A 24124-nucleotide genomic window follows, 5' to 3' on the forward strand; every position below is an offset into this window, starting at 1 on the left:
TTCCTGTTCTTTTGCGGGGAGGCAGTTCGGCTTGCGCGGCGGGCTTCAGCGGTTGAAGAGGCCCTTCATGCCGCCCTTCATCGCGCCCATCTGGCGCATCATCTTCATCATGCCGCCGCCCTTGAGCTTCTTCATCATGGACTGCATCTGGTCGAACTGGTTGAGCAGGCGGTTGACCTCCTGCACCGGCACGCCGGCGCCCGCGGCGATGCGGCGCTTGCGGCTGGCCTTGATCAGGTCCGGCTTGGCGCGCTCGGCCGGCGTCATGCTGTTGATGATGCCTTCCATGCGCGCCACCTGCTTCTCGGCCTGGTCCATGTTGGCGCCCTGCGCCTGCTGCGCAAACTGCGCCGGCAGCTTGTCGACCAGGCTGCCCAGGCCGCCCATCTTCTTCATCTGGCCGATCTGGGCCTTGAAGTCTTCCAGGTCGAAGTCGCCGGTCTTCTTGATCTTCTTGGCCAGCTTCTCGGCCGCTTCCATGTCGACGCCGCGCTGGGCTTCCTCGACCAGCGCCAGGATGTCGCCCATGCCCAGGATGCGCTGGGCCATGCGGTCCGGGTAGAACGGCTCCAGGCCATCGAGCTTTTCGCCGACGCCGACGAACTTGATCGGGCGGCCGGTGATATGGCGCACCGACAGCGCCGCGCCACCGCGCGCATCGCCGTCCAGCTTGGTCAGCACCACGCCGGTCAGCGGCAGGGTGTCGTTGAAGGCCTTGGCGGTGTTGACCGCGTCCTGGCCCAGCATGGCGTCGACCACGAACAGGGTTTCAGCCGGCTTCAGTTCGGCGTGCAGCGCGGCGATTTCCTGCATCATCGCCTCGTCGATACCCAGCCGGCCGGCGGTATCGACGATCAGCACGTCGTGGTAATGCTTGCGCGCCCAGTCCACTGCCGCGCGGGCGATGTCCACCGGCTTCTGGTCTGGCTGCGACGGGAAGAACTCGGCGCCGACCTGCTCGGACACGGTCTTGAGCTGGGCGATGGCGGCGGGGCGGTAGACGTCGCACGAGACCGTCAGCACCTTCTTCTTTTTGTTTTCCTTGAGCCACTTGGCCAGCTTGCCCACGGTTGTGGTCTTGCCGGCGCCCTGCAGGCCGGCCATCAGGATGATGGCGGGCGGCTGCACCGCCAGGTTCAGCTCGGCTTCCTTGTTGTTGCCGCCGGCGGCCTCGGCGCCGCCGATCACCGCGGTCAGCTCGCGCTGGACCACGCCGACCAGGGCCTGCCCGGGGGTGAGGCTGCTGACCACCTCTTCGCCCATGGCCTTTTCCTTCACGCGGGCGACGAATTCGCGCACGACCGGCAGCGCCACGTCGGCTTCGAGCATGGCAAGGCGCACTTCGCGCAGCATCTCGGCGGTGTTGGCCTCGGTCAGGCGCGCCTCGCCGCGCATGGTCTTGACCACACGCGCCAGGCGTTGAGTGAGATTGTCCAGCATGGCAGGAATCGGGGGAAAAGTCGGAGCAGGGCTCGGGGCTGAAATCGGGAGGCAGTCCGGCACACGGGTGGGCCGGGAACACCGGCTACACCGGTTCAAGCGGGCCGCCACCGTCCGTGGGCACTAAGGTAAACTGCGTAAATGGTCATTGTACTGTATGCCCTGACGGCACTTCTCTATTGCGGCCTGGCCTGGCACGGCTGGGCCACGCGCCATCCGCGCGTGGCTGCTTCGGCCGGCCCGACCGGTGGTTCGGCCACGGCGGTGCTGGTGGCGGGCGGTGGCATCCCTCCGGCGGGCGGCGCCCACGGCGAAGGGCGCCCGGCGTGGTGGCACGTGCTGATGCTGGCCGCGCTGGCCAGCCACGGCATGCTGCTGCATGAAACCATCTTTCCGGCCGAGCGCATGATGTTCGGCTTTGCCTTTGCGCTGTCGGCCATGCTGTGGCTGGGCGTGGGCATCTACTGGATCGAAAGCTTCTTCTTCTCGCTGGCGGGTCTGGGGCTGATCGTGATCCCGGTGGCGCTGCTCGCCAGCCTGATGCCGCTGGCCTTTCCCGGCTCGCAGATCCTGGGCTACGCCGCGCGGCCGCTGTTCAAGCTGCATTTCATCATCGCCAACGTGGCCTACGGGCTGTTCACGCTGGCCGCCTTCCACGCCTTTTTGATGCTGCTGGCCGAGCGGCGCCTGCACGGCTTCCGCCACGCGCCGGCGCGGCCGTCGGCGCCACAGCCCGGCCAGTGGCTGGGGCGCTGGCTGGACCTGCTGCCGCCGCTGCTGACGCTGGAGAAGCTGCTGTTCCGGCTGATCGGCGCCGGCTTCGTGCTGCTGACGCTGACCATCGGCTCGGGCCTGCTGTTTTCCGAAGAGCTGTTCGGGCGCGCCTTCCGGCTGGACCACAAGACGGTGTTCGCGCTGATCTCGTGGGCCATGTTCGGCGGCATCCTGGCCGGGCGCGTGTTCCGCGGCTGGCGCGGCAAGGTGGCGCTGCGCTGGGTCATCGCCTCGTTCGGCATCCTGCTGCTGGCCTATGTCGGCAGCCGTTTCGTAATTGAAGTCGTCCTGCACCGGTTCTGATTTGCCATGGCACGTATCCTGATCCTGCTGGCCGTGGTGCTGGGCGTCTTCTGGTGGCTGCGCGCCCGCGCGGAGGCCCGCCTGGCCGAGCATCGCGCCCGCCAGGCGCGCGAGGCCAGTGAACACGCCGCCGCCGGCACGCCCGATGCCGCCGCCGAGCGCATGGTCCAGTGCGCCCAGTGCGGCGTGCACCTGCCGCAGGGCGACGCCATTGCCTGGCGCGGCCTGCACTACTGCCGGCGCAGCCACCTGCCCGATGAAAGCCGCACCGAAGGTGGCGACGGCAGCAGCGGCCCCCGCCCATGACCCAGCCGGCGCCGTCGGCCTGGCAGCGGCTGAACGCCTGGCGCGGCCTGGCGCAGCTGTGGGGCCAGCCCGAACCGCCTGACTTCCACTGGCGCCTGCTGCGCTATTTCTGCTGGACCCGCGTTGCCGTGGGCCTGCTGCTGGTCGGCTTCGCCCTGATGCGGCGCGGCGAGCCGGCCGTGGGCGCCGGCACGGCCGCTTCCCCCTTCACTTCCGCCATCCCCGCCTTGCCTTTCGGCCTGGAGGCCATGGGCGGGATCGAGCATGCGGCGGCCATGGCCGTCGCCGTCCCTTACCTTGGCATTGCCCTGGCGATGCTGGCGGGCACGCTGTGGCGCCGGCATTTCCACCTGCGCGTGCGGGTGCAGGTGCTGGCCGACCTGGCGCTGCTGGCGCTGGTCTTCAGCGTGCTGGGCCGGGGCGGGCAGGCCGAGGGCCTGGCCATGATCTTCCTGCTGCCGGCGCTGGAAGCCGGCGCGCTGACCAGCCTGCTGTTCGCGCTGTTTGCCGCGGCGATCTCCGCGCTGGTGGTGATGAGCGGGCCCTTCATGCACACCATCCTGCTGCGCCAGGCCGATGCCGGCCTGCTGGGCTCGGGCCTGTTCGGCCTGGTGTTCATGATCGCCGCGTTGCTGATGTACATGCTGGCCAACCGCCAGCTTGCGCAGGAGCGCCTGGCGCTGGCGCGCGAACAGGAGCTGCGCCTGCAGCAGCTGGTCAACCGGCTGATGGTCAACGACATGCAGGACGGCGTGATGCTGGTGCGCGCCAATGGCGCGGTGGTGGCCGCCAATCCCGCCGCGGTGGTGCTGCTGGGGGTGCAGCCGCACGAGCGCATTTATTCGCGCAAGCTGGGTGGCGTGCCCGCTGGCGAAGCCGGGCAGGGCGGCGGCGATACCGTGCTGTTCGACCTGCGCCGCATCCCGCGCCTGCAGCCGCTGATGGAAATGCTGCGCGACTGGCTGCGCAGCAAGGACGACGTGCCGCGCATCCTGCAGCTGCTGCCGATGGCCTCCGGCGCCGCGCTGGCCGACGGCACCATGCAGCATACCCGGCTGCGGCTGCGCTTCGTGCTGCCGGGCCTGGCCGGGCTGCGCTCGACCATGGCGCATGGCCGCACCGTGCCGGCCGCGCTCGACACCGCCGCGTGGAACGAGCTGTCGCCCGAGGCCGCCGCGCGCCTGCGCCTGGCCATCGCCCAGAACGAGGCCATGGCGTGGTCGCAGGAGGATGAGGCGCTGCTGCGCAGCGAGATGCGCGACACCGTGCTGGTCCATATCGAAAGCTGGGAGCGCATCGCCGAACAGGTGCAGCAGGAAAAGCTGGCCGCCATGGGCCGGCTGGTGGCCAGCATCGCGCACCAAATCCGCAACCCGCTGGCGGCGATCAGCCAGGCCAGCGAACTGCTGGGCGATTCCGGCCGGCATGACCCGGCAGCGCACGAGCCGGGCGGTGCCGATGTCGATATCGACGCCCGCCTGCTGCGCATCATCCACGACAACGTGCGCCGGCTGGACCAGGTGGTGTCCGACGTGCTGCAGATGTCGCGCCGCCCGCGCACCGGCCGCAGCACCGTGCACCTGGCGCAGGCGCTGCCCGAGATCGTCGAGCGCTGGCGCGCCGAAATGCGCCAGCGCCGCCCGCGCGCCGGCGAGACGCGCCCGGCCGGCCGCGCCGACATCAACGCCAATGCCATCCGCCTGACCGTCGACGTGGCCCAGCCGGTGGTGTTCGACGCCTCGCAGCTGCAGCAGGTGCTGGGCAACCTGCTCGACAACGCCTGGCGCTACTGCAGCCGGCTGCCCGGCTCGATCCGGCTGCTGGCGCACGCGCTGGACCAGCACCATGCCGAGCTGATCGTCTGGAACGACGGCGCCGAGGTGGCGCGCGAACACCAGCGCAGCCTGTTCGAGCCGTTCTTCACCAGCAACGCCCAGGGCACCGGACTGGGCCTGTTCATGGCGCGCGAGCTGTGCGGCGCCAATGACGCGCAGGTGCGTTACGGCGCGATCTCGCTGCCGGCGCTGATCGAGCGCACCGGCATGCTGGCCCCGGCCGCGCGCGATACACTGCCGGCCAAGGCCTTCGTGCTGACGCTGCGCATCGAGAGCGCCGAGGCTGCCGCAGCCACTGCGGCGGCCGCCGTCTGACCCGTCCATTCCGCCATCACCCATGCCACCCCGACCGTCCCGCGCGCCCGATCCCATCCTGGTCATCGACGACGAGGCCGACCTGCGCGAGCTGCTGGACATCTCCATCCGCCGCATGGGCCATGACGTGGTGCTGGCCGGCTCGCTGGCCGAGGCGCGCGAAAAGCTGGCGCACGGTCCCTACAGCCTGGTGCTGACCGACATGCGCCTGGGCGACGGCCTGGGCATCGAGATCGTGCGCCAGCTGTCGGCCGCGCCGGAACGCATCCCGGTGGCCGTGATCACCGCCTACGGCAGCGCCGACAACGCCGTGGAGGCGCTCAAGGCCGGCGCCTTCGACTACATCGCCAAGCCGGTGTCGCTGGAGCAGCTGCGCAGCCTGGTGCTGAACGCGCTCGGCCGCCAGTCGCGCGACAACGCCGATGCCGACGCCGCCACGGCGGCGGAGCAGGCCGCCGACCGCGCCGCCGCGCTGCTGCCCGGGCATTCCGCGGCGATGCAGGAGGTGCGCCGCTCGCTGTCGCGGCTGGCGCGCAGCATGGCGCCGGTGGTGATCAGCGGCGAATCCGGCAGCGGCAAGGAACGCGCCGCGCGCGCCATCCACGCCACCAGCGCGCGCGCCGCGCATCCGTTTGTCGCCGTCAACTGCGGCGCCATCCCCGAGAACCTGATGGAGTCCGAGTTCTTCGGCCACGTCAAAGGGGCGTTCACCGGCGCCGACGCCGAGCGCGGCGGCTTCTTCCATGCCGCCAATGGCGGCACGCTGCTGCTCGACGAGGTGGCCGACCTGCCGCTGCCGATGCAGGTCAAGCTGCTGCGCGCGCTGCAGGAGCGCCGCGTGCGCAAGATCGGCGCCAGCCGCGAAGACGCCGTCGACGTGCGCGTGATGTGCGCCAGCCACAAGGACCTGGCCGCGATGGTGGCGGCGGGGCAGTTCCGGCAAGACCTGTATTACCGGCTGAACGTGCTCGCGCTGCGCATGCCCACGCTGCGCGAGCGCGGCGAAGACATCCCGGTGCTGGCGCGCGCCATCCTGGACCACCTGGCGGTGCGCTACGGCGATGCGCATCCCAAGCGGCTGTCGCCGGCGGCGCTGCAGCGGCTGGTGGCCTATCCGTTCCCGGGCAATGTGCGCGAGCTGGAAAACCTGCTCGAGCGCGCCTACGCGTTTGCCGAGAGCGAAGACATCGAGCTGGCCGACCTGGGGCCGCTGGATGCGGGCGCCGGGCGCGCCGGGCTGATGCCTGCCCCGGCGCCGGCGATGGTACCGCAGCCGATGGCGCCATACCCTTACGCGCCCTCGGGCACGACAGCGGGTGCGGCCGCGCCGACCGCTCCCACGCCTGCGCCGGTTCCCGCCGAATCGCCCCCAGCGGCTGCTGCCGCCCACGCCGCGCCCGAACCCGAGCCTGCCGGCGATCCCGCCGAGCGCGCCTGCCGCGGCATCGTCTTCCCGATCGACCTGCCCGCCAAACTGGAAGCCGTCGAGCGCGAACTGATCCTGCAGGCGCTGGCGCAGACCAACTTCAACCGCACCGCAGCCGCGCCGCTGCTGGGCCTTAACCTGCGCCAGCTGCGCTACCGCATCCAGCAGCTTGGCATCCGCGAAGCCATGGACGGCGCCGACCGCGGCGCCGTGGAAGGCGAGGGCACGCCATGACCGCGCCCGCGCCGTCGTCCTATCTGCCCGGTGCCGACGGCTGGGTTCCGGCCGCGCGCCGCGTGCCGTCGCCCAATTACGACGCGCGCCCGGACGGCATGCCGGTGGACCTGGTGGTGCTGCACAACATCAGCCTGCCGCCTGGCCAGTTCGGCAGCGGCGACATCGAGGCGTTCTTCCAGAACCGGCTCGATCCCGGCAAGCACCCATTCTTTGCCACTATCCACCAGGTCCAGGTGTCGGCGCACTTCCTGGTGACGCGCACCGGCGAACTGGTCCAGTTCGTGCCGTGCACGCAGCGGGCCTGGCATGCCGGGCAGTCAGACTTCTTCGGCCGCACGCGCTGCAACGATTTTTCGATCGGCATCGAGATCGAAGGCTGCGACGACCTGCCGTTCACCAAAGCCCAGTACGACACCGTATCCGCGCTGGTGCCCGCGCTGATGGCCGCCTACCCGGTGCGCGCGATTGCCGGCCACAGCGACATCGCGCCGGGCCGCAAGACCGATCCCGGCCCGCATTTCGACTGGGCGCGGTTTGCCAGGCAAGCGGGCGTGGCACCGGGCATGCTGCCCTACCAGTGCCCCGGCGCTGCCGGGCACGTGACGGATTCCTAACGTCATTCCCCGCCCTTGTGCGCGCCATTCCGGCGCACATGCCCCACGTCGGTGTGGGGCTATCGCAACCTCGCAACAATCAAAAAAATTTTTGTGAAATGTGCAGTTGCGAACGGTCTGGCCGAAACCCTTGCGCGTACTAGGCTTGCGGGCATGTGGCGCTGCCGCACAGCCGCCGCCGTGCCCCAAATAGCGGTTGTCAAGACTGGTCATTCGGATTCGTTTCACTATACTTAGCCCAGTTTTCCGCGTCACACACTATATCTAGTAGTCAAACCGGGGAGCCGGCCCCGGGAGCAGGGCAGCAGCCGCGAAGTTCGCGCATCGACTGCAAACTCTCCCGCAAGGCCGGCATCACAAGAGTCCCTGGCGAAATGTTCACGTAAAGGCAGTCAGTCGCACCCGCTATGCAGCCGGGAGGGACGTTCTTTTTCGCCGCATTTCGCCAGGGACTCTTTTGTCTCTTATTGCCAGGGTAAAAACAGGAGTTCTCATGCAAACGGCCCAGAACGAAATCACCACGGGTGGCGCCGCCGCCGGCGTTGCCAGCCAGGCTTCGACCACGCAGCAGACCCCCAGCGCCGCGACCACGAACTACCCGGATCACAAGATCATTCGTCGCAACGGAGCCGTGGTGGCGTTCGAGCCGTCCAAGATCGCCGTTGCCATGACCAAGGCCTTCCTCGCCGTCAACGGCGGGCAGGGCGCCGCCAGCGCGCGCGTGCGCGAGATCGTCGAGCAGCTGACCGACAACGTGGTGCGCGCGCTGGTGCGCAGCCGCCCGAGCGGTGGCGCCATCCATATCGAAGACGTGCAGGACCAGGTCGAGCTGTCGCTGATGCGCTCGGGCGAGCATGAAGTCGCCCGCGCCTACGTGCTGTACCGCGAAAAGCGCGCCCAGGAACGCGCCAGCGCCAGCGCGCAGGCCGTGGCCCGCGTGCAGGAAGCCGGCATCAGCATCAACGTGACCGACGCCGGCGTGACCAAGCCGCTGGACATCGTCGCGCTGCACGCCCTGATCGACAACGCCTGCTCCGGCCTGGGCGATGCCGTCAGCGCCGAGCCGATCCTGAAGGAAACGCTGAAGAACCTGTACGAAGGCGTGCCGATGACGCAGGTGTACGACTCCGCCATCCTGGCCGCGCGTACCCTGATCGAAAAAGACCCGGACTACAGCCAGGTCACCGCCCGTATCCTGCTGCACACCATCCGCAAGGAAATCCTGGGCACCGAAGTGACCCAGTCGGAGATGTCGGCCCGCTACGCCGAGTACTTCCCCAAGTTCATCGCCCGCGGCATCGAAGCCGAGCTGCTGGACGAAAAGCTGGCCACCTTCGACCTGGCCCGCCTGGGCGCGGCGCTGGACGCTGGCCGCGACTTCCAGTTCAACTACCTGGGCCTGCAGACCCTGTACGACCGCTACTTCCTGCATATCGATGAAACCCGCATCGAAATGCCGCAAGCCTTCTTCATGCGCGTGGCCATGGGCCTGGCGCTGAACGAGAAGGACCGCGAAGCGCGCGCCATCGAGTTCTACCAGCTGCTGTCGTCGTTCGACTTCATGTCGTCCACGCCGACCCTGTTCAACTCGGGCACCCGCCGCTCGCAGCTGTCGTCGTGCTACCTGACCACCGTGTCGGACGACCTGGAAGGCATCTATGAAGCGCTGAAGGAAAACGCGCTGCTGTCCAAGTTCGCCGGCGGCCTGGGCAATGACTGGACCAACGTGCGCGCACTCGGCTCGCACATCAAGGGCACCAACGGCAAGTCGCAAGGCGTGGTCCCGTTCCTGAAGGTAGTGAACGACACCGCCGTGGCCGTGAACCAGGGCGGCAAGCGCAAGGGCGCCGTCTGCGCCTACCTGGAAACGTGGCACCTGGACATCGAAGAGTTCCTGGAACTGCGCAAGAACACCGGCGACGACCGCCGCCGCACCCACGACATGAACACGGCCAACTGGATCCCGGACCTGTTCATGAAGCGCGTGATGGAAGGCGGCGAGTGGACCCTGTTCTCGCCCGCCACCTGCCCGGACCTGCACGACAAGGTCGGCAAGGAATTCGAAAAGGCCTACCTGGGCTATGAAGCCAAGGCCGCCAGCGGCGAACTGAAGCTGTTCAAGAAGCTGCCCGCGCTGCAACTGTGGCGCAAGATGCTGGGCATGCTGTTCGAGACCGGCCACCCGTGGATCACCTTCAAGGATCCGTGCAACATCCGCAGCCCGCAGCAGCACGTCGGCGTCGTCCACAGCTCCAACCTGTGCACGGAAATCACGCTGAACACCAACGACAGCGAAATCGCCGTGTGCAACCTGGGCTCGGTCAACCTGGTGGCCCACCTGGCCAAGCAGGCCGACGGCTCGTACGCGCTCGACCACGCCAAGCTGCAGAAGACCATCCGCACCGCCATGCGGATGCTCGATAACGTCATCGACATCAACTACTACGCTGTCGACAAGGCCCGCAACTCCAACCTGCGCCACCGCCCGGTCGGCATGGGCATCATGGGCTTCCAGGACTGCCTGCACGTGCTGCGCACGCCGTACGCCAGCAAGGCCGCGGTGCAGTTCGCCGACACCTCGATGGAAGCGGTGTGCTACTACGCCTACCAGGCCTCGACCGAGCTGGCTGAAGAGCGCGGCCGCTACAGCACCTACGAAGGCTCGCTGTGGGACCGTGGCATCCTGCCGCAAGACTCGCTCAAGCTGCTGGCCGAAGAGCGCGGCGGCTACCTGGAAGTGGACCTGTCCAGCACCATGGACTGGGACAGCCTGCGCGCCCGCATCAAGCAGCACGGCATGCGCAACTCGAACTGCATCGCGATCGCGCCGACCGCCACGATCTCGAACATCATCGGCGTATCCGCCTGCATCGAGCCGACGTTCCAGAACCTGTACGTCAAGTCCAACCTGTCGGGCGAGTTCACCGTGGTCAATGACTACCTGGTGCGCGACCTGAAGGAACGCGGCCTGTGGGATGAAGTGATGGTCGCCGACCTGAAGTACTTCGACGGCTCGCTGGCCCGCATCGACCGCATTCCGCAAGACCTGCGCGACATCTACGCCACCGCGTTCGAAGTCGAGCCGACCTGGCTGGTGGAAGCCGCAAGCCGCCGCCAGAAGTGGATCGACCAGGCCCAGTCGCTGAACATCTACATGGCCGGCGCGTCGGGCAAGAAGCTGGACGACACCTACAAGCTGGCATGGGTGCGCGGCCTGAAGACCACGTACTATCTGCGCACCATGGCCGCCACCCACGTGGAGAAGTCCACCGTGTCGCGCGGCTCGCTGAACGCGGTGTCGTCGGGCAGCGACAGCGGCTCGGCCCTGGACGCAGCGGCCGCCTCGGCCCCGGCCATGCCGGAAGCCGAAGGCGCGGTGTGCACGATGCGCCCGGGCGACCCCGGCTTCGAAGAATGCGAAGCCTGCCAATAAGCCTTACCTAACCCCCCGGTTTGCTCCCCTCTCCCGCTCGCGGGAGAGGGGCCGGGGGAGAGGGCCGGCGCAACCACGAAGTTGCACAAGTCAAAAAACCCTGACCACCGCCGCCCCCAACCCGAATCACGGAGAACAACATCATGCTGAGCTGGGACGACGACGTTCAAGCCACCCCGCAGGCCGCACCGCAGCCTGCCCTGCAACCCGCTGCATCGGCTGCCACCGCTGACCAGCAAGGCGTCCTGCCGTCGAGCGCCACGCAAGCCGGCATCCTGGGCAACAACCCCAACGCCGCCGCCGCGCAAAGCAACCGCCGCGTCAACGCCGCCGACAAGCGCGTCATCAACGGCTCGACCGACGTCAACCAGCTCGTCCCGTTCAAGTACAAGTGGGCGTGGGAAAAGTACCTGGCCGGCTGCGCCAACCACTGGATGCCGCAGGAAATCAACATGTCCCGCGACATCGCCCTGTGGAAAGACCCCAACGGCCTGACCGAAGACGAGCGCCGCATCATCAAGCGCAACCTCGGCTTCTTCGTCACTGCCGACTCGCTGGCCGCCAACAACATCGTGCTGGGCACCTACCGCCAGATCACCGCGCCGGAATGCCGCCAGTACCTGCTGCGCCAGGCCTTTGAAGAGGCCATCCACACGCACGCTTACCAGTACATCGTTGAATCGCTGGGCCTGAACGAAGCCGAGATCTTCAACGCGTACCACGAAGTGCAGTCGATCCGCGACAAGGACGAATTCCTGATCCCGTTCATCGACACGCTGACCGACCCGTCGTTCAAGACCGGCACGCCGGAAAACGACCAGAAGCTGCTGAAGTCGCTGATCGTGTTCGCCTGCATCATGGAAGGGCTGTTCTTCTATGTGGGCTTCACGCAGATCCTGGCGATGGGGCGGCAGAACAAGATGACTGGGGCTGCGGAGCAGTATCAGTACATCCTGCGGGACGAGTCGCTGCACTGCAATTTTGGGATTGATTTGATTAATCAGATCAAGCTGGAGAATCCGCATCTTTGGACGGCGGAATTCAAGGCCGAGATCACTGAGCTGTTTAAGAAGGCGGTGGATCTGGAGTATCGCTACGCTGAGGACACGATGCCGCGTGGCGTTCTTGGTCTGAATGCGCCGATGTTTAAGTCGTATCTGCGGTTCATCTGCAATCGCCGGTGCCAGCAGATTGGGTTGGATCAGCTGTTCCCGAATGAGGAAAATCCGTTCCCGTGGATGAGCGAGATGATCGATCTGAAGAAGGAGCGGAACTTCTTTGAGACGCGCGTCATTGAGTATCAGACGGGTGGGGCGTTGAGCTGGGATTGAGATGACGACGAGAATGGGAGCCGATTAGCTCCCATTTTTTTTGCCTTTGCCAGCCTTGATGCCACTTTCGAGGGGTGACGGCCTAGCCTCTGAAGTGAAAGAATTCTGTTTGCTGTTCGGTTTTACGGCAAGCTTGATTGTTTGGGAAATGCACAGGAAGGCTGGTTGATCAGTTGTGGGCCGTGCAGATTTGATAATCTTCGATGGGGTATTGAATATGCAGCACAATGAATTTCAAATTTTTGTTAATACTGCGCCGCACAAAGTTCCAGGGCCTGAAATCTCTTTCGAGAAAATACTGGAATTGGCCGGTATTAATATCGTCGGTGTTGATCTAGGGCTGTATGACGTTGATTATAAGCATGGCAACAATCTCGGCAGCCTGACTCCAGGCAAGACCGCCAAGCTCGAAAACGGGATGAAGTTCGATGCTGGTAAATCGAATCGCTCCTAATCCTGACCTGCAGCGTCTCGTGGACGATGGGTACGACATCAGCGTCGAAGGTGGTTACCTGATCGTCCACGGGGTACCTTACGTCACTAAGGACCGGGTCATCGGCTATGGAGCGTTGCTATCTGCTTACTCGGAGAGTTACGGGGTACCGAACGCAATCACTGACCATACAGTATTCTTCACGGGCACTGTTCCACATCGAGACGACGGTTCCTCCCTTCAGGAAGCTATGGTCGCCACTGTTTATCCCGTTCCCCAAAAGACGGCTGGGCGGGATGCGCTTTGCTATCTGTCGAACAAGCCAGAGCCGATCGGCGACATGCTTTGCTCGTATTACAACAAGCTAACGCACTACATCAACAAGCTTGAGACCTACGTAAGGGCCATCGATCCGAACGTGAGCGCCCGGAGGAAGGGCAGTTTTGCGCATAGAGACATACCCTCAGTTTTCCATTACCCGAACTCTGCAACGGCTCGGGCTGGCCTGGAAGCCTATGAAGCAAAACTGCAACTGAATAAGGTGGCGATCGTTGGCCTCGGTGGCACCGGTTCGTACATTCTCGACGGACTGGCGAAGACTTCCGTAGTAGAGATTCATTTGTACGATGGCGATGTCATTGAGCCTCACAATGCTTTTAGGGTGCCTGGTTCTATGCCGGTAGATATCGTATACGGCAAGCGCAAGAAGACCGAAGTACTCAAAGAGATATTTAGCCAATTCAGAGTCGGAATTCATAGCCATGCCGATAACGTGACCGCAGCAAACATTGATCAGTTGAATGACTGTCAGTTCGTCTTCATTGCGGTCGACCACGGCCCTTCCCGTGCTCTGATCGCAGGTCATCTCGCGGCGATGGGCATTCCGTTTATCGATGTGGGAATTGGGGTGGACAAGGTCGCCGAAGCAATGATGCTCCATGGCCGTGCGCGGGTATCGCTGATTACGTCAGAAACCCGACATCTTGTGAACACCCTGCCAACGGCAGACGACGCGGACGAGGCGATGTATGGGAATATCCAACTTGCAGAACTAAATTCGCTTAACGCTAACCTCGCGTTAATCCGCTACAAGCAACACCTGCAGTTCTTCACTGATGAAGAAAGACCAAATTCGATTAATTACAAGTGCTCGTGGAATCAGATTGCCCACCAATGAAGCTAAAAACGATCCGGCCGAATTATGTGAGTCAATTTCCTGCCAGTTTTGAAGAGGGTATCTTATATATTAGTGAAGAGTTTGAGACTGCTGGCCACTTATGCTGTTGCGGTTGCGGGGAAAAGGTGATTACTCCCTTGAATCCTGTGAAATGGCAAATTCGAAAAGACGGCGATAAAGTTAGTCTTTCTCCATCGATTGGTAACTGGAACTATGCATGCCAGTCGCACTATTGGATTTCGCAAAACCAGGTCGTCGAAGCTAAGAAATTTGATCCCAAGACGATCCGGGCGGTGCAGCGCCGAGACCGTCGTGACATGACTCGATATATAGAGCGTACGAACGCCGCTGCGGCAGCCGCCAAGAAGCACAAACCGAGCTTCGCGTCCAAGGTGAATGAATGGTTGAGAAGGCTGTTGGGTTCATAATTTTAAATGCCAAAAAAATTATGCGCACGCTACTGCCGGATAGGCTCGGGCTGAACGCTTGCAGCGGCAATATTCGGACAGCTCATCCTCACTAAGCGGCGCGGTCTCGAGCGCCATCCGGAACTTCGGCTGGACCATTTATCACTCCATTTTTTTGACGATGCCTGGTGCAAACCCCTCCGCTGCCCTCATTGAAGGACAACGGGGCTACAATCCTCCTGCGATGCAGAACCTGTAGACAGAAAAACGGGACAGGCCCGTATGCCGAAACTCTAGGGTCGCATCGACATGGAAGGAGAGAGGGGCAGATCTATTTCGATATCAAGACCAGGAATAGATCTGCCCCTTTTTTCTCTGATATTGAGTTTTGCAAGGCGGTTATACGTAGCTTCCAGCTGGTTGAGAACACTCGCCCCCTTATTGGCATAGGGTGCGTCTTTCAACGACTGATCGGTTCACTCGGGCCATGTCTCGAGCATGATCGAAGGGTGCAATATGAAAATAACAAACAGCGGGCGGGGAATCCATCTACGGGAAATCCCGGGATTGGACAAGCTCAGGCAACTGCCAGACAACTGGCATGCATTCACGAACCTTGATCTCGCGCTTCCGGGCCGCGGCATGCGTGAAATCGACCTTGTGATGGTTCTCGAAGATCGGCTGTTGCTAATTGATCTGAAGGACTGGCTCGGGCCAGTCGTCAGCAAGGACGGAAATTGGTTCAACGGGAAGCGTGACTGTGGCCGCTCTCCGGTCCACAAGATCAACGAAAACGTCAGAGAACTGACATCCCTTCTGAGAAAGTTCATCACGGAGCAGAGCAAGGCAGGAGGCAGTTCCTCCAAGAAGTTGCCCTACCCTTGGATCGAAGGCGCTGTCGTTCTAACGCGAGCAAATGATCGATCAGGAGTATCAGGATCAGAAATTTCGCGCGTATTTAGCGTCGACCCTTTCATGCGTATGCTGCGAAATCGGGGAGAGCGCGATGCGCAGCTTGGTGAGTCGCCGTCAAGACATACAGACTTTACGACGCCGGAATGGATCGCGCGCTTCCGCCACTTCTTCAACACCTCAACGGGAATATTTCAGGCTGGAACGCGTCGCTACGGCGGATTCCGTGCCAAGAACGACAGTCCTACTTTTGCCCATCGAGATGGCATCTTCACGGAGTTTGATGTCGATGAAGAGGGCGTTCAGATGTCGACCGGTCTGCTTCGACGTTGGGACTTCACCAAGGCAGACACTCGATTCCAGGCCGAAGAAGGGCGAGCAACAATTGTGGGACGGGAGAAGTCAGTCATCGCCTGGCTTGATGACCGCAACCCCATCTGCGGTTCCTCGCTGCTAAAGCCGAAAGTCGATGACCCGGATCGGGGTGTCTCATATTGGGAGGTATTTGAAAAGCGCCGCCGCATGAAGAGGCTGGCGGAATACTGCGAAACGGATTTCCAGAAATCAACGCCTGGTGAGCGCTTGGAGCTGGCGAGACAGATTCTCGCATCCGCAAAGCTGCTTCACGATCTTAAGGCAGCGCATCTGGATATCGGGCCACATAGTATATGGCTCGAAGCTCCCACGACAGTCAGACTGTCGCATCTCATGGCCGCCTCGTTTCCGGAGATCGAGTCCATGGGAAGTGCTCGGTTCCAGTTTCTTTCCAGCTCCACGGTTCCGGAGGATGTGCTTGGCGGTGAGGTGAACCCTCTGCGCAAGGACGTCTTCCTTTTGGGCTGCGTAGTGCATGCATTGTTGTTTGGCGAGCTTCCAGCAGGGAGTCCACCTGACTGGGACGCTAAGGTCGACCGTGATGGACTCTTCACGACGCTCCATCCATGGTTTGCTCGCTCGCTCGACATCGACAAGAACGCGAGATTTGCAGACGCGTCTGAAATGCTCGACGCCTTTAACGCTGCCGCGTCGTCCGGATCAGGCGAAAAGTCCGTTATCGAGGGGCTGGATAGATTCCTCACGCTGAAGTCACAACGCCAAGTGTTTCAGGCCTACCCTGAATCGGAGCTGATACAGGAGGATCAACGGGTCGCAATCTGGCGCACGGATAGCTCGGATGGCCCCCGTGTGGTCAAACTCTGGAAAGGCACGGCGATCGGCGACCTAAAACGCGAGGCTTCGCGGATTCTGGCGTTCCTTGAGCGGGCGGAGGCGCACATCGAGTCGCCGGTCCCTGGAACTGTAGTGCTCCATAACGTTCACTGGACTGGCGATGCCATTGTGCTTGTACAGGATCTTGTCGAGGGGCCCACTCTTCTCGACGAAATCGAGCAGAAGAGCCAGCTTTCCGATCCCGTCCAGGCCCTACGCTTTTTCCGTGAACTGGCTGACGTCGTAAACGTTCTGCATGACAGGTCACTCGCTCATGGGGATCTGAAACCTGCGAATATCGTCGTTTCCTCGCGTGACGATGCTGCCGAATTTCACCCGGTACTGATCGATCTGCTTGACTTTTCCCCCCGCGCTGATGGTGAGCGCCTGTCAAAGGCCTACGCTCCATCCTCCGGCGGAAGGTTTGAACGAGACCGGTTTGCCGTCACCAGGATGGTCGAGGAAGTCATTGGGACCCAACAGATCAAAGGGGATATCTGGGCGGACATCGCACGTGCAATCGATCAATGCCGAATCGGTCCGCCCGAAAATTCCACGTTGTTGCCACTGATGGAGGCTCTTGACCGCGCCCTGAACCCGGCGGACCCGACCGTCACACCGAGCACCATCGAAGTGTCCATCGTGGGAGCCGACGCCGGTCATATGCTTCCGGACGAAGGAGTGTACTGGCTCTCGCGATTCGGGAGCGATGTGTATCTTCGCGGAGCAACTGAAAGACTCGAGATCCGTCTCGACTCTACGGGCAAACCTTTGATGGCACGGCGCGTGCAATTGAGCCAGGGCGCGATTCAGCGTCATAGGCGATTTGAGCGCTCGTCGTTTGCTGGGATCGTGGTCGTCAGGAACGAATTGAACGATCTCGCCTCGATCGAGACTCTTCTTTTGAGACCAGAGGTCGCTGCGGCCCTAGAACATGGCGGAGTGGCTAACAAGCCGGACGACCGGGAGGAAGGCGAAGCGGAAGGAACGCAGACCGAGGCTCAAGAAGACGAAATCGCCGAGCAACTCATGGTTGCTCCGGTTACTCCTTCATCTCTGGACGTTCGGCAGCTGTGGCGGCGCATGGTGGACATCGAGGCGGAACTCAAGACGGAGGCAATCTGCCTAGCTGACAGCTCGTTCCGACAGGACGTGAACCGTCATGTTGTCCCAATCCAACTCGCAGCGGGAGAGTTCGACTTCGATCGGGGTGATACCGTCGGTGTGGAGCGTCAGGACATGAAGGGTCGCTGGACAAGAATTGGTATGCTCGATATCGCGGCATCGACCGCTGAGTTCATAGCGATAGACAGCTGGATCAGCGGGGGCCGCGCGGCATTGGTTGCCGACGGAAGCAGACTTCGATTCCAGAGCCGTTACGAGAACACTAGCCGAGAACGGCGAGAGGCGGCAACTACTCGTATCTTGCAGGCGGCGGCCGCCGCGCCTGGCCTATTCGAAGTCTTCCAGCCTGCGTCCGGCGCCGTCGCCCGTCGCATTTCCTGTGACATCGACGAAGCAGAAGTGGAGGCGCGATACAGTTTCAACCCAGTACAGACCAGGGCGTTTACAAGCATTCTCCAAAGCCGACCTGTTGGGCTGTTGCAAGGCCCGCCTGGAACAGGCAAGACCCGCTTCATTGGCGCACTTGTGCACTACGCACTAACCCATGGTCTTGCACGCAATGTATTACTTGCCAGCCAGTCACACGAAGCGGTCAATAATGCAGCGGAAGCAGTCCTTGATCTATTCGGAGCTGACCGCGACTCTCTCAGCCTCATTCGCGTCGGGCACGAGGGCTCAGTTTCGGAATTGCTGAAGCCGCATCACGTTGCGCGCGTGGAACGAGCCTACAAGGATCGTTTTACAGCTACTCGCGGACAGCGGCTGCGTGTGATATCGAAGGCGATCGGTCTCGACGAGCGGATCTCGGAGCTTGTGCTCTGGTTCGAGGATGCCGTAAGTCCGGTGCTATCAAGGATCTCCCAGCTTGCGGGCGAAAACTCAGAGCAAACGCAGAGACTCCACTCTCTCATCAGCACGGTAGAGCAGCAACTGTCCGCGCGCGACATCATGCTTGATTGTTCGCATGTTGCCCCCGAACAGGTCGAAGACGTTGTCACAAACCTATTCCTGTCGGAACTACCTGTGGCGCTGGCCGCAAAAGTCGAGAAGTTCCGCCACGTTGTTCAACTGGCACGCGACGTCGTCGGCAGCGTTTCGACATGGCATAGGAGTTTCGAGACATTTCTTGCGGGCACACGACAGGTCGTTGCGGGTACTTGCGTGGGGCTGGGACGTACCTCTCTTGGCCTCACGAAGACAGCATTCGATCTCGTGATTGTCGACGAAGCAGCGCGATGCACGTCCAGTGAGCTTGCAGTGCCTATACAAGCCGGCAAATGGGTCGTCCTCGTTGGCGACCAAGCGCAGCTCGAGCCGTTGCACTCTGCAATGGTGGTGCAGTCCGTTGCTGAAGAATTGGGTATTCCAATGCAAGAGGTAGCGCGTAGCGACTTCGAAAGGGTATTTGATTCAGCCTATGGCAGAACGGCTGGATCTACAATTACCAAGCAATACCGCATGCTTCCGTCCATTGGCCGCATCGTATCTAGGGCGTTTTACGGAGGTGAGCTTGTTCACGGTCGAAGCGAAGCATTGATCGACGAAGATGCGATGCCCGCGGAGTTGAAGACGCCGTTGACGTGGGTTAGCACGGATGCGCTAGGTCGTGACGCTCATCAGCGCACGCCAGCGGAGCGTCGAGGAAGCCTCGTAAACCATGTTGAAGCGGAAGCCATCGTCACGCTGATCAAGCGTTGGGCCGCGCATGAGCCTTTTCTGACATGGCTAGCGACAAGGCCCAAGCAGACTCCGACAATTGGCGTTATCTGCGCCTACGCGGCTCAACGCGACCTCATATGGAAGAGGGTCCAAGCGGAAAACCTGCCAGAGGCAGTGCGACGATCGCTGAAGGTCGACACAATCGACAGCTACCAAGGGAAGGAAAATCTCATCGTATTGCTGTCCCTAGTCCGGAACAACTCGGATGGACCATTGGAGCAGGGCGCGCCAACGATCGCTCCTGGCTTCATGGCCCGACGCAACCGGATCAACGTCGCACTGAGCCGCGCGATGGATCGTCTAGTAATAGTTGGGGCGCTAAGGGGATGGCGTCAGACCATTCACTTGCTCAGGTTGCCGCAGCATTCGCTGATGAAATGGATCGTGGGGAGGCAACTGTCCTTAATGCAGGTGAACTTATCGAGGCACCGTCATCTGCAACGACGAAAGCAACGAGGGATGCAGCTCGAAGTAACAGGCCGAACGCCCGATCGGAGGTGGCGCAATGACCGGAGAGAAGCGAAGCATTCTGACCCTGCCCAACAAAAGAGGCGGCGAGACAAGCGAATCGTTGGAGGAAAAGAGCGTATCTATTGGTCTTTTTGATCTCCTTCTTCCCGGCCGGCAGTTTATTGTTCATCATAAGGTTGCGGAGGTGGGCCAGGTATCGCTGACAACGGAGTTCCTTTTGCGTCTACTGTATTCCGTCGATGGCCTCGAGGAAGAGCAGATCGCCCAATTCTTTGGATTCAATGCAACCGAAATGTCCTTTGCCGTAAACGAAGCGGAGGCTCGGGATTTCGTCGAACGTCAGGATGGATGTGTCTGGTTGTCGGACGCCGGTTACGCCCTCTTCAAAGATAGTGATAGGCCGCAAATCTTCGAGGTACTCAAGCGTAGTGAAAAGGCCGGCTTCGATCTGCTGTCGATGGCGCCATGTGAACGAGACAATCTATCGGATTTTGAGCGTGCTTTACCTGAACTGGATATTGTGGATGCTGGTCGAGTGGGTATGGCCTCTCAGGAGGTACCGGATGCATTCCGACGGCACTATCGAGATTTTGTAGGGCGCAAGGATCGCGATGTAGCCGCTGGAGTTAGGCGTTCGCTCTATTCAATAGATGAGGTCATTCCTGCGGATCGATTCTCCTCTGTGGTTCCCGTTCTGGCCGTAGCGAACGTCTTGAAGCCAGGTGAGCCGGCTGCGGTACTCGAAGCCTGGCGCAACGGGCATGAACTCGAAGATCGCGGATCAGTAGTTCATTCGGTCGCAACATTCATCGATAATCTGAAGACAGTTCGGCAAACCGAGGATGAGCGAGCCTATCGACTACTGCTCGAGATCGCGCCCGACTATCTTAAGGAGTATCGAACGCGTGACGGTCTAAGCGTGAATCGATTCTTCAAGGAAACTGCTTCTCGCGCGGGTGAGTTGCGGGCCGACCGTCGCACTGTGGGTATCGTAGGGCCGCTATATTCGCCGGAGAATATCGAGCGGATTCGGAATGCCCTGGAATATTCATCCGATCCAGGGAGCGATGGCCGTGCAGGCGACCCGGTGTGGGTTGTTCCCGGCAGCCCGGTTTGGGGTGCGTCCAGGGCGCTGCTCACACTTTTGGATAGCGTCGCGCAGGCTTGCTACCCGGGGTCAGTAGCCTCGAAAACAGCCATTGCCGTCCTGCGCGACCGATCGCAGAAGCATCTCAGGAAGGCATTCAATCAGGTAGTTATCCGTTCAGACGATGGCGAGATTCCCTCATCGCTGGAGATTCTGCTGGTTCCGCACCGGGTGGTGGCAGTTGTGGTGAACGCACCGATTGGACTAGGCCGGGGCTTTCCTGTACCTCTTGGAGTTCTCAGCTTCGAGCAGGAGGTGGTCCGACGTGCTCATGAATTTCTCGAAGGCAAGCTGCGTACTCGAACTCTGGACTCAGGCGAGCAAATTGACTGGCATGCCCTGTTGCTTTGGGAGGAATCATCGCAGCAGGAACCTGCCACTGGCCCAGCCCGACCGGGATCGCCTGAGACGACGTGAGACCCCCCACGCGGATGGGGCTACCTGACAGAGGCCTTGATTTTGCCATCGCGTACTGTACGAGGTCACTCGATCTGCTCCCAGCATGCTGAACGGTCAGTTAGACAAAGTGCGGCTGCGGCTCCCCTAATCACTGATACTTTCATGGCACGCTAGCCCGATCGATTTATGGATCAGGCGCCACGCGACCGGGTGGCGCAGCCTCGCCGCTGGTGCGTTGAAGTGAAATCGCGCTCTTATCTGGCATGAACTGTAGCAACATTCCGCTGCCTCCATTAGGCGGAAATTCCTTCAGGCCGCCTCGGGACGAATCACCTACGCAGCATCCACAGACGCTTGTCCAAGGTGGATGTGCATCCGCCGATGAAACGCCATCAGCTTGTATGCCGGCTGGTCACCCAGCTTCGGCCTCTCGTGAAGGAAACATGCAAAGAGCCGAGAGGGGGCGGTAGGGGCCGTCGCCGGCCCCCACCGATTTGGCTGTCTACTTTATCCCACCCAAATAACTATCCGCTGACGCTGAACTTTAACCTTCAGGGATTGGCCGACGCTGAATCCAGCCCGCTCCAACCAAACACCTCGCAAGCGAATCCAAGGGATTGTCCTCAGACCAGTGAAGTTATTGCTTTTACCTGGAACAACCTGGAATTGAGCCCGGCTAATCTTGATAGTCAGAACGTGGGTGCCAGTGGATCTGATTTTCATGGCGGCTCCTGAGAGGATGACCGCAAGCTGTCCGGGTGCGGTAAGGCCGCTGCGAGAGTGTGTTCAGCACTTGACGATGAAATAGCCTACGCAGGACCGTGGTCGCTGGCAATCACCTATAAGGACACGCCATACGCGACCACTATGGCATGCCCATCGGCTCGGAGGCCAAGACGTCAAACATCCACGGAAGGATTACGCAGTCGGCTGGCGGAGGTGGGCCGGACGCGTGCTGAGCATGCGCGTGGGCCCGCTCATCGGATCGTCGCTGTAGCTGCTGCAGTTGCGCAGGGGGGGCGCCCAACTCGTTGATGACCGCCTGCTTCTTTCATGCGACATCGGCACCGATATCGAACTGAACCTCGTCCGACAAAGGCCAAAACTCCCCCATGAGCTTTTCGCGCGGAAACGACGCAATCGCAGCCGTACTCAAGCCCTCGCTGTCGACAGAAATGATTTGCTTAGCCACCGTCCGATATCCAGCACGGAAGTGGTTTGCCCCCTTGATCGCAACGACCTTGTACCCAGTGACATCCAGCCCATGCATCGCAAACGGCTCGACATCAAAGATCTGCTCGGCACGCGAAGCCACGATGACATCGACACCGTTGATGATGAGGCGACACATCACCCCCAGGTCAAAGCGCACACCTTCAAACATCGCCCCAGGACGATTCACGAAACGACCGTCCGTGATGCATTTCACATAGGCATCGGCCTCGATCGGCGCGCCCTGGAAGCGGCCTTTCTTGCCGCCCAGTGAGACCCTGATCGTCGCGCCGACACCCGCGCGCTGTGCTTGTGCAACCACGCTGGCATCGTTGATCGACGCGAAACAGCACGTGCCGGCGGGCGGATTGGCGTCCAGTAACGCGCGAAGCAGATGCGTGCCGTCTCCGGGTGTGCCGCCGCCCGGGTTGTCTGCGTACTCGTTGACAACGACAGGCCCCTCTGCCGCCGACAGGGCAAGGGCGACGCCCTGTGCGGGGGTCGGAAACGTCGGACGGAACGCCTCGCGATGCGACCAGATCCATTGCGCGACTTCGTCGACGCAACGCTGCGCAAGCGCGGCGTCTCCGGTTGTGGTGCACACGACCGCCGGGCAGGGGGCCGCGATATCCGCGTAGGGGAAACCGTGGAACCACGAGCAGTCGATGACGCCGGGCTGTGCGGCCAGCTTCCGGCAAACGTCGTTGACTTCCGCCGGGATGAACCCGTCTTGTGTCGTCACGATGTACGGCAGCATCGGCAGGCGTCGCATTGCGGTGACCGGTGTGAGCCCGCCCCGAATCATCTCAAGCAGCAGCTCGACAGCTTCGACGCCCCGGTCATGGAAGTCGGTATGCGGATAAAGCTTGCATGGCAACGTCAGGTCGCAAGCGTCGCGCATCGCGTCCGTCATGTTGCCGTGCAAATCGTAGACCGCGGCAATCGGGACACCCGGCCCGACCAGCGCACGCACGGCAAGCGCCAGATCGCCTTCGATGTCTCCAGTGCCGTCGGCGACACCGGCGCCATGCAGGGCCAGCAGCACACCGTCAACCGGCAGCGCAGCGCGAATGCCTTCGAGGATGTCTTGCTTCATGGCGGCATACGCGCCGGCTGCGATCGTGCACGAGGGCGTCGCCTGCCCGACATAGGTGGGAATGAGCGTGGCGCCGGTCCTGCGCGCGCCTTCGATAAAGCCGCCCACCTGATGATTCGATTTGTCGAACGCCGCCAGGATTTCGTCGCCCCGATACTGCTCGAGCGCGCGCAGCGGCGTCATGCCCGCGAATTCGGCGGCATTGTTGGTCTCGTGGATGAGTCCGACGGAAGGGCAAATGCTCTGCGGTAACCGGCTGCAGCCGTTTCCTTCGCCTTTGCAGAAACGGACGCATATTTTTGCGGATTTCCTCCGTTGCCACGACCCCATGGTGCCAACTACCTTGGGCAAGCATGCACCGCGTATGCCAGACGGCTCTTTCGATGATAACGAAGGTGGAGGGGTAAGGTGATCTCCGGACTTATTTGCGTGGGCGACCGGACTACGCACGGAGGGACAGTCATTACCGGCGATGCCACCAGCATCATCGGTAATCGCGCCATGGCGCGTGCAGGGGACATGACCATCTGTCCCAAGTGCAAGGGCACTTTTCCAATCCTGGCGGGCAACGGAATTATCACTGCGCCCAATGGTGTTCCCTACGCCAGGCATATGGACCGCACCGCCTGCGGTGCCAGGTTACTAGCCAGCCAGGACAGCACGTTGGCAAGCGACATGGAGACACCAGTGGCCCCCGACTTTGAACCGGCGGGAATCGCGGCTGTAACGGGTTCTGGCCTCTGCCTGGATTGCTTGATGAAGGCAGCTGCGACCGGATCGGCGACTGTCGTCCGAGGGTAGCC

16 protein-coding genes are annotated in these 24124 nt (G+C 62.0%); 13 read left to right on the forward strand and 3 right to left on the reverse strand.

Going from position 1 to position 24124, the window contains the following annotated elements; genetic code table 11:
* Positions 1-45 precede the first annotated feature (45 nt).
* A complete protein-coding gene (ffh, locus tag A3AG_RS0115375; RefSeq protein ID WP_018006266.1) occupies positions 46-1440 on the reverse strand; it encodes a signal recognition particle protein in 1395 nt (464 codons plus the stop codon).
* 141 nt (positions 1441-1581) lie between these two features.
* On the opposite strand from ffh, the gene A3AG_RS0115380 reads away from it, so the two are divergent.
* The 12 genes from A3AG_RS0115380 to A3AG_RS33995 all read left to right on the forward strand — a co-directional run bounded on the left by A3AG_RS0115380 (position 1582) and on the right by A3AG_RS33995 (position 21031).
* Positions 1582-2517 (forward strand): cytochrome C assembly family protein, encoded by a 936-nt coding sequence (locus tag A3AG_RS0115380; RefSeq protein ID WP_018006267.1) that lies wholly within the window; start codon positions 1582-1584, stop codon positions 2515-2517.
* A gap of 6 nt (positions 2518-2523) precedes the next feature.
* Positions 2524-2823: a PP0621 family protein gene (locus tag A3AG_RS0115385; RefSeq protein ID WP_018006268.1), complete on the forward strand. Its 300-nt coding sequence runs from the start codon at positions 2524-2526 to the stop codon at positions 2821-2823.
* On the forward strand, positions 2820-4973 hold the full coding sequence (locus tag A3AG_RS0115390; protein ID WP_018006269.1) for a sensor histidine kinase: 2154 nt from the start codon (positions 2820-2822) through the stop codon (positions 4971-4973). Before A3AG_RS0115385 ends, A3AG_RS0115390 begins: the two co-directional genes overlap by 4 nt.
* Positions 4974-4995: 22 nt before the next feature.
* Positions 4996-6633: a sigma-54-dependent transcriptional regulator gene (locus A3AG_RS0115395; RefSeq protein ID WP_018006270.1), complete on the forward strand. Its 1638-nt coding sequence runs from the start codon at positions 4996-4998 to the stop codon at positions 6631-6633.
* Entirely contained in the window at positions 6630-7250 is a 621-nt protein-coding gene (gene ampD, locus A3AG_RS0115400; RefSeq protein WP_018006271.1) for a 1,6-anhydro-N-acetylmuramyl-L-alanine amidase AmpD, read from the forward strand. The genes A3AG_RS0115395 and ampD overlap by 4 nt, the downstream gene beginning before the upstream one ends.
* A gap of 493 nt (positions 7251-7743) precedes the next feature.
* Entirely contained in the window at positions 7744-10683 is a 2940-nt protein-coding gene (locus A3AG_RS0115405) for a ribonucleoside-diphosphate reductase subunit alpha (RefSeq protein ID WP_018006272.1), read from the forward strand.
* Positions 10684-10826: 143 nt separating this feature from the next.
* Entirely contained in the window at positions 10827-12014 is a 1188-nt protein-coding gene (locus A3AG_RS0115410; RefSeq protein ID WP_018006273.1) for a ribonucleotide-diphosphate reductase subunit beta, read from the forward strand.
* 217 nt (positions 12015-12231) lie between these two features.
* A complete protein-coding gene (locus A3AG_RS33390; protein WP_081610735.1) occupies positions 12232-12468 on the forward strand; it encodes a multiubiquitin domain-containing protein in 237 nt (78 codons plus the stop codon).
* Entirely contained in the window at positions 12443-13624 is a 1182-nt protein-coding gene (locus tag A3AG_RS0115415) for a ThiF family adenylyltransferase (RefSeq protein WP_018006274.1), read from the forward strand. The genes A3AG_RS33390 and A3AG_RS0115415 overlap by 26 nt, the downstream gene beginning before the upstream one ends.
* On the forward strand, positions 13621-14052 hold the full coding sequence (locus tag A3AG_RS33990) for a ubiquitination-like system serine protease family protein (protein WP_145987511.1): 432 nt from the start codon (positions 13621-13623) through the stop codon (positions 14050-14052). The genes A3AG_RS0115415 and A3AG_RS33990 overlap by 4 nt, the downstream gene beginning before the upstream one ends.
* Before the next feature lie 546 nt (positions 14053-14598).
* Complete coding sequence (locus tag A3AG_RS0115420; RefSeq protein WP_167332270.1) at positions 14599-19602, forward strand: AAA domain-containing protein; 5004 nt, start codon at positions 14599-14601, stop codon at positions 19600-19602.
* The gene (locus A3AG_RS33995) at positions 19502-21031 is read left to right on the forward strand and encodes a hypothetical protein (protein WP_147310025.1); all 1530 of its coding nucleotides are present in this window, start codon (positions 19502-19504) and stop codon (positions 21029-21031) included. The genes A3AG_RS0115420 and A3AG_RS33995 overlap by 101 nt, the downstream gene beginning before the upstream one ends.
* Before the next feature lie 489 nt (positions 21032-21520).
* On the opposite strand, the gene A3AG_RS34835 is transcribed toward A3AG_RS33995, so the two are convergent.
* Both A3AG_RS34835 and A3AG_RS0115435 read right to left on the reverse strand, forming a co-directional pair.
* Positions 21521-21736, reverse strand: coding sequence for a SymE family type I addiction module toxin (locus A3AG_RS34835; RefSeq protein ID WP_081610730.1), 216 nt, complete (start codon positions 21734-21736; stop codon positions 21521-21523).
* 328 nt (positions 21737-22064) lie between these two features.
* The gene (locus A3AG_RS0115435) at positions 22065-23561 is read right to left on the reverse strand and encodes a M81 family metallopeptidase (RefSeq protein ID WP_026164211.1); all 1497 of its coding nucleotides are present in this window, start codon (positions 23559-23561) and stop codon (positions 22065-22067) included.
* A gap of 189 nt (positions 23562-23750) precedes the next feature.
* Here A3AG_RS0115435 and A3AG_RS33400 point away from each other — a divergent pair, with 189 nt between their 5' ends.
* Entirely contained in the window at positions 23751-24122 is a 372-nt protein-coding gene (locus tag A3AG_RS33400) for a PAAR domain-containing protein (RefSeq protein WP_477146757.1), read from the forward strand.
* The last annotated feature ends 2 nt before the right edge of the window (positions 24123-24124 follow it).

The organism is Cupriavidus neocaledonicus (assembly GCF_000372525.1).
GTDB lineage: Bacteria > Pseudomonadota > Gammaproteobacteria > Burkholderiales > Burkholderiaceae > Cupriavidus > Cupriavidus neocaledonicus.

Bases quoted from the DNA above. Each gene is read 5' to 3' on its own strand.
- ffh (WP_018006266.1), bottom strand. From the start codon at position 1,440: ATGCTGGACAATCTCACTCAACGCCTGGCGCGTGTGGTCAAGACCATG.
- A3AG_RS0115380 (WP_018006267.1), top strand. From the start codon at position 1,582: ATGGTCATTGTACTGTATGCCCTGACGGCACTTCTCTATTGCGGCCTG.
- A3AG_RS0115385 (WP_018006268.1), top strand. From the start codon at position 2,524: ATGGCACGTATCCTGATCCTGCTGGCCGTGGTGCTGGGCGTCTTCTGG.
- A3AG_RS0115390 (WP_018006269.1), top strand. From the start codon at position 2,820: ATGACCCAGCCGGCGCCGTCGGCCTGGCAGCGGCTGAACGCCTGGCGC.
- A3AG_RS0115395 (WP_018006270.1), top strand. From the start codon at position 4,996: ATGCCACCCCGACCGTCCCGCGCGCCCGATCCCATCCTGGTCATCGAC.
- ampD (WP_018006271.1), top strand. From the start codon at position 6,630: ATGACCGCGCCCGCGCCGTCGTCCTATCTGCCCGGTGCCGACGGCTGG.
- A3AG_RS0115405 (WP_018006272.1), top strand. From the start codon at position 7,744: ATGCAAACGGCCCAGAACGAAATCACCACGGGTGGCGCCGCCGCCGGC.
- A3AG_RS0115410 (WP_018006273.1), top strand. From the start codon at position 10,827: ATGCTGAGCTGGGACGACGACGTTCAAGCCACCCCGCAGGCCGCACCG.
- A3AG_RS33390 (WP_081610735.1), top strand. From the start codon at position 12,232: ATGCAGCACAATGAATTTCAAATTTTTGTTAATACTGCGCCGCACAAA.
- A3AG_RS0115415 (WP_018006274.1), top strand. From the start codon at position 12,443: ATGCTGGTAAATCGAATCGCTCCTAATCCTGACCTGCAGCGTCTCGTG.
- A3AG_RS33990 (WP_145987511.1), top strand. From the start codon at position 13,621: ATGAAGCTAAAAACGATCCGGCCGAATTATGTGAGTCAATTTCCTGCC.
- A3AG_RS33995 (WP_147310025.1), top strand. From the start codon at position 19,502: ATGACCGGAGAGAAGCGAAGCATTCTGACCCTGCCCAACAAAAGAGGC.
- A3AG_RS34835 (WP_081610730.1), bottom strand. From the start codon at position 21,736: ATGAAAATCAGATCCACTGGCACCCACGTTCTGACTATCAAGATTAGC.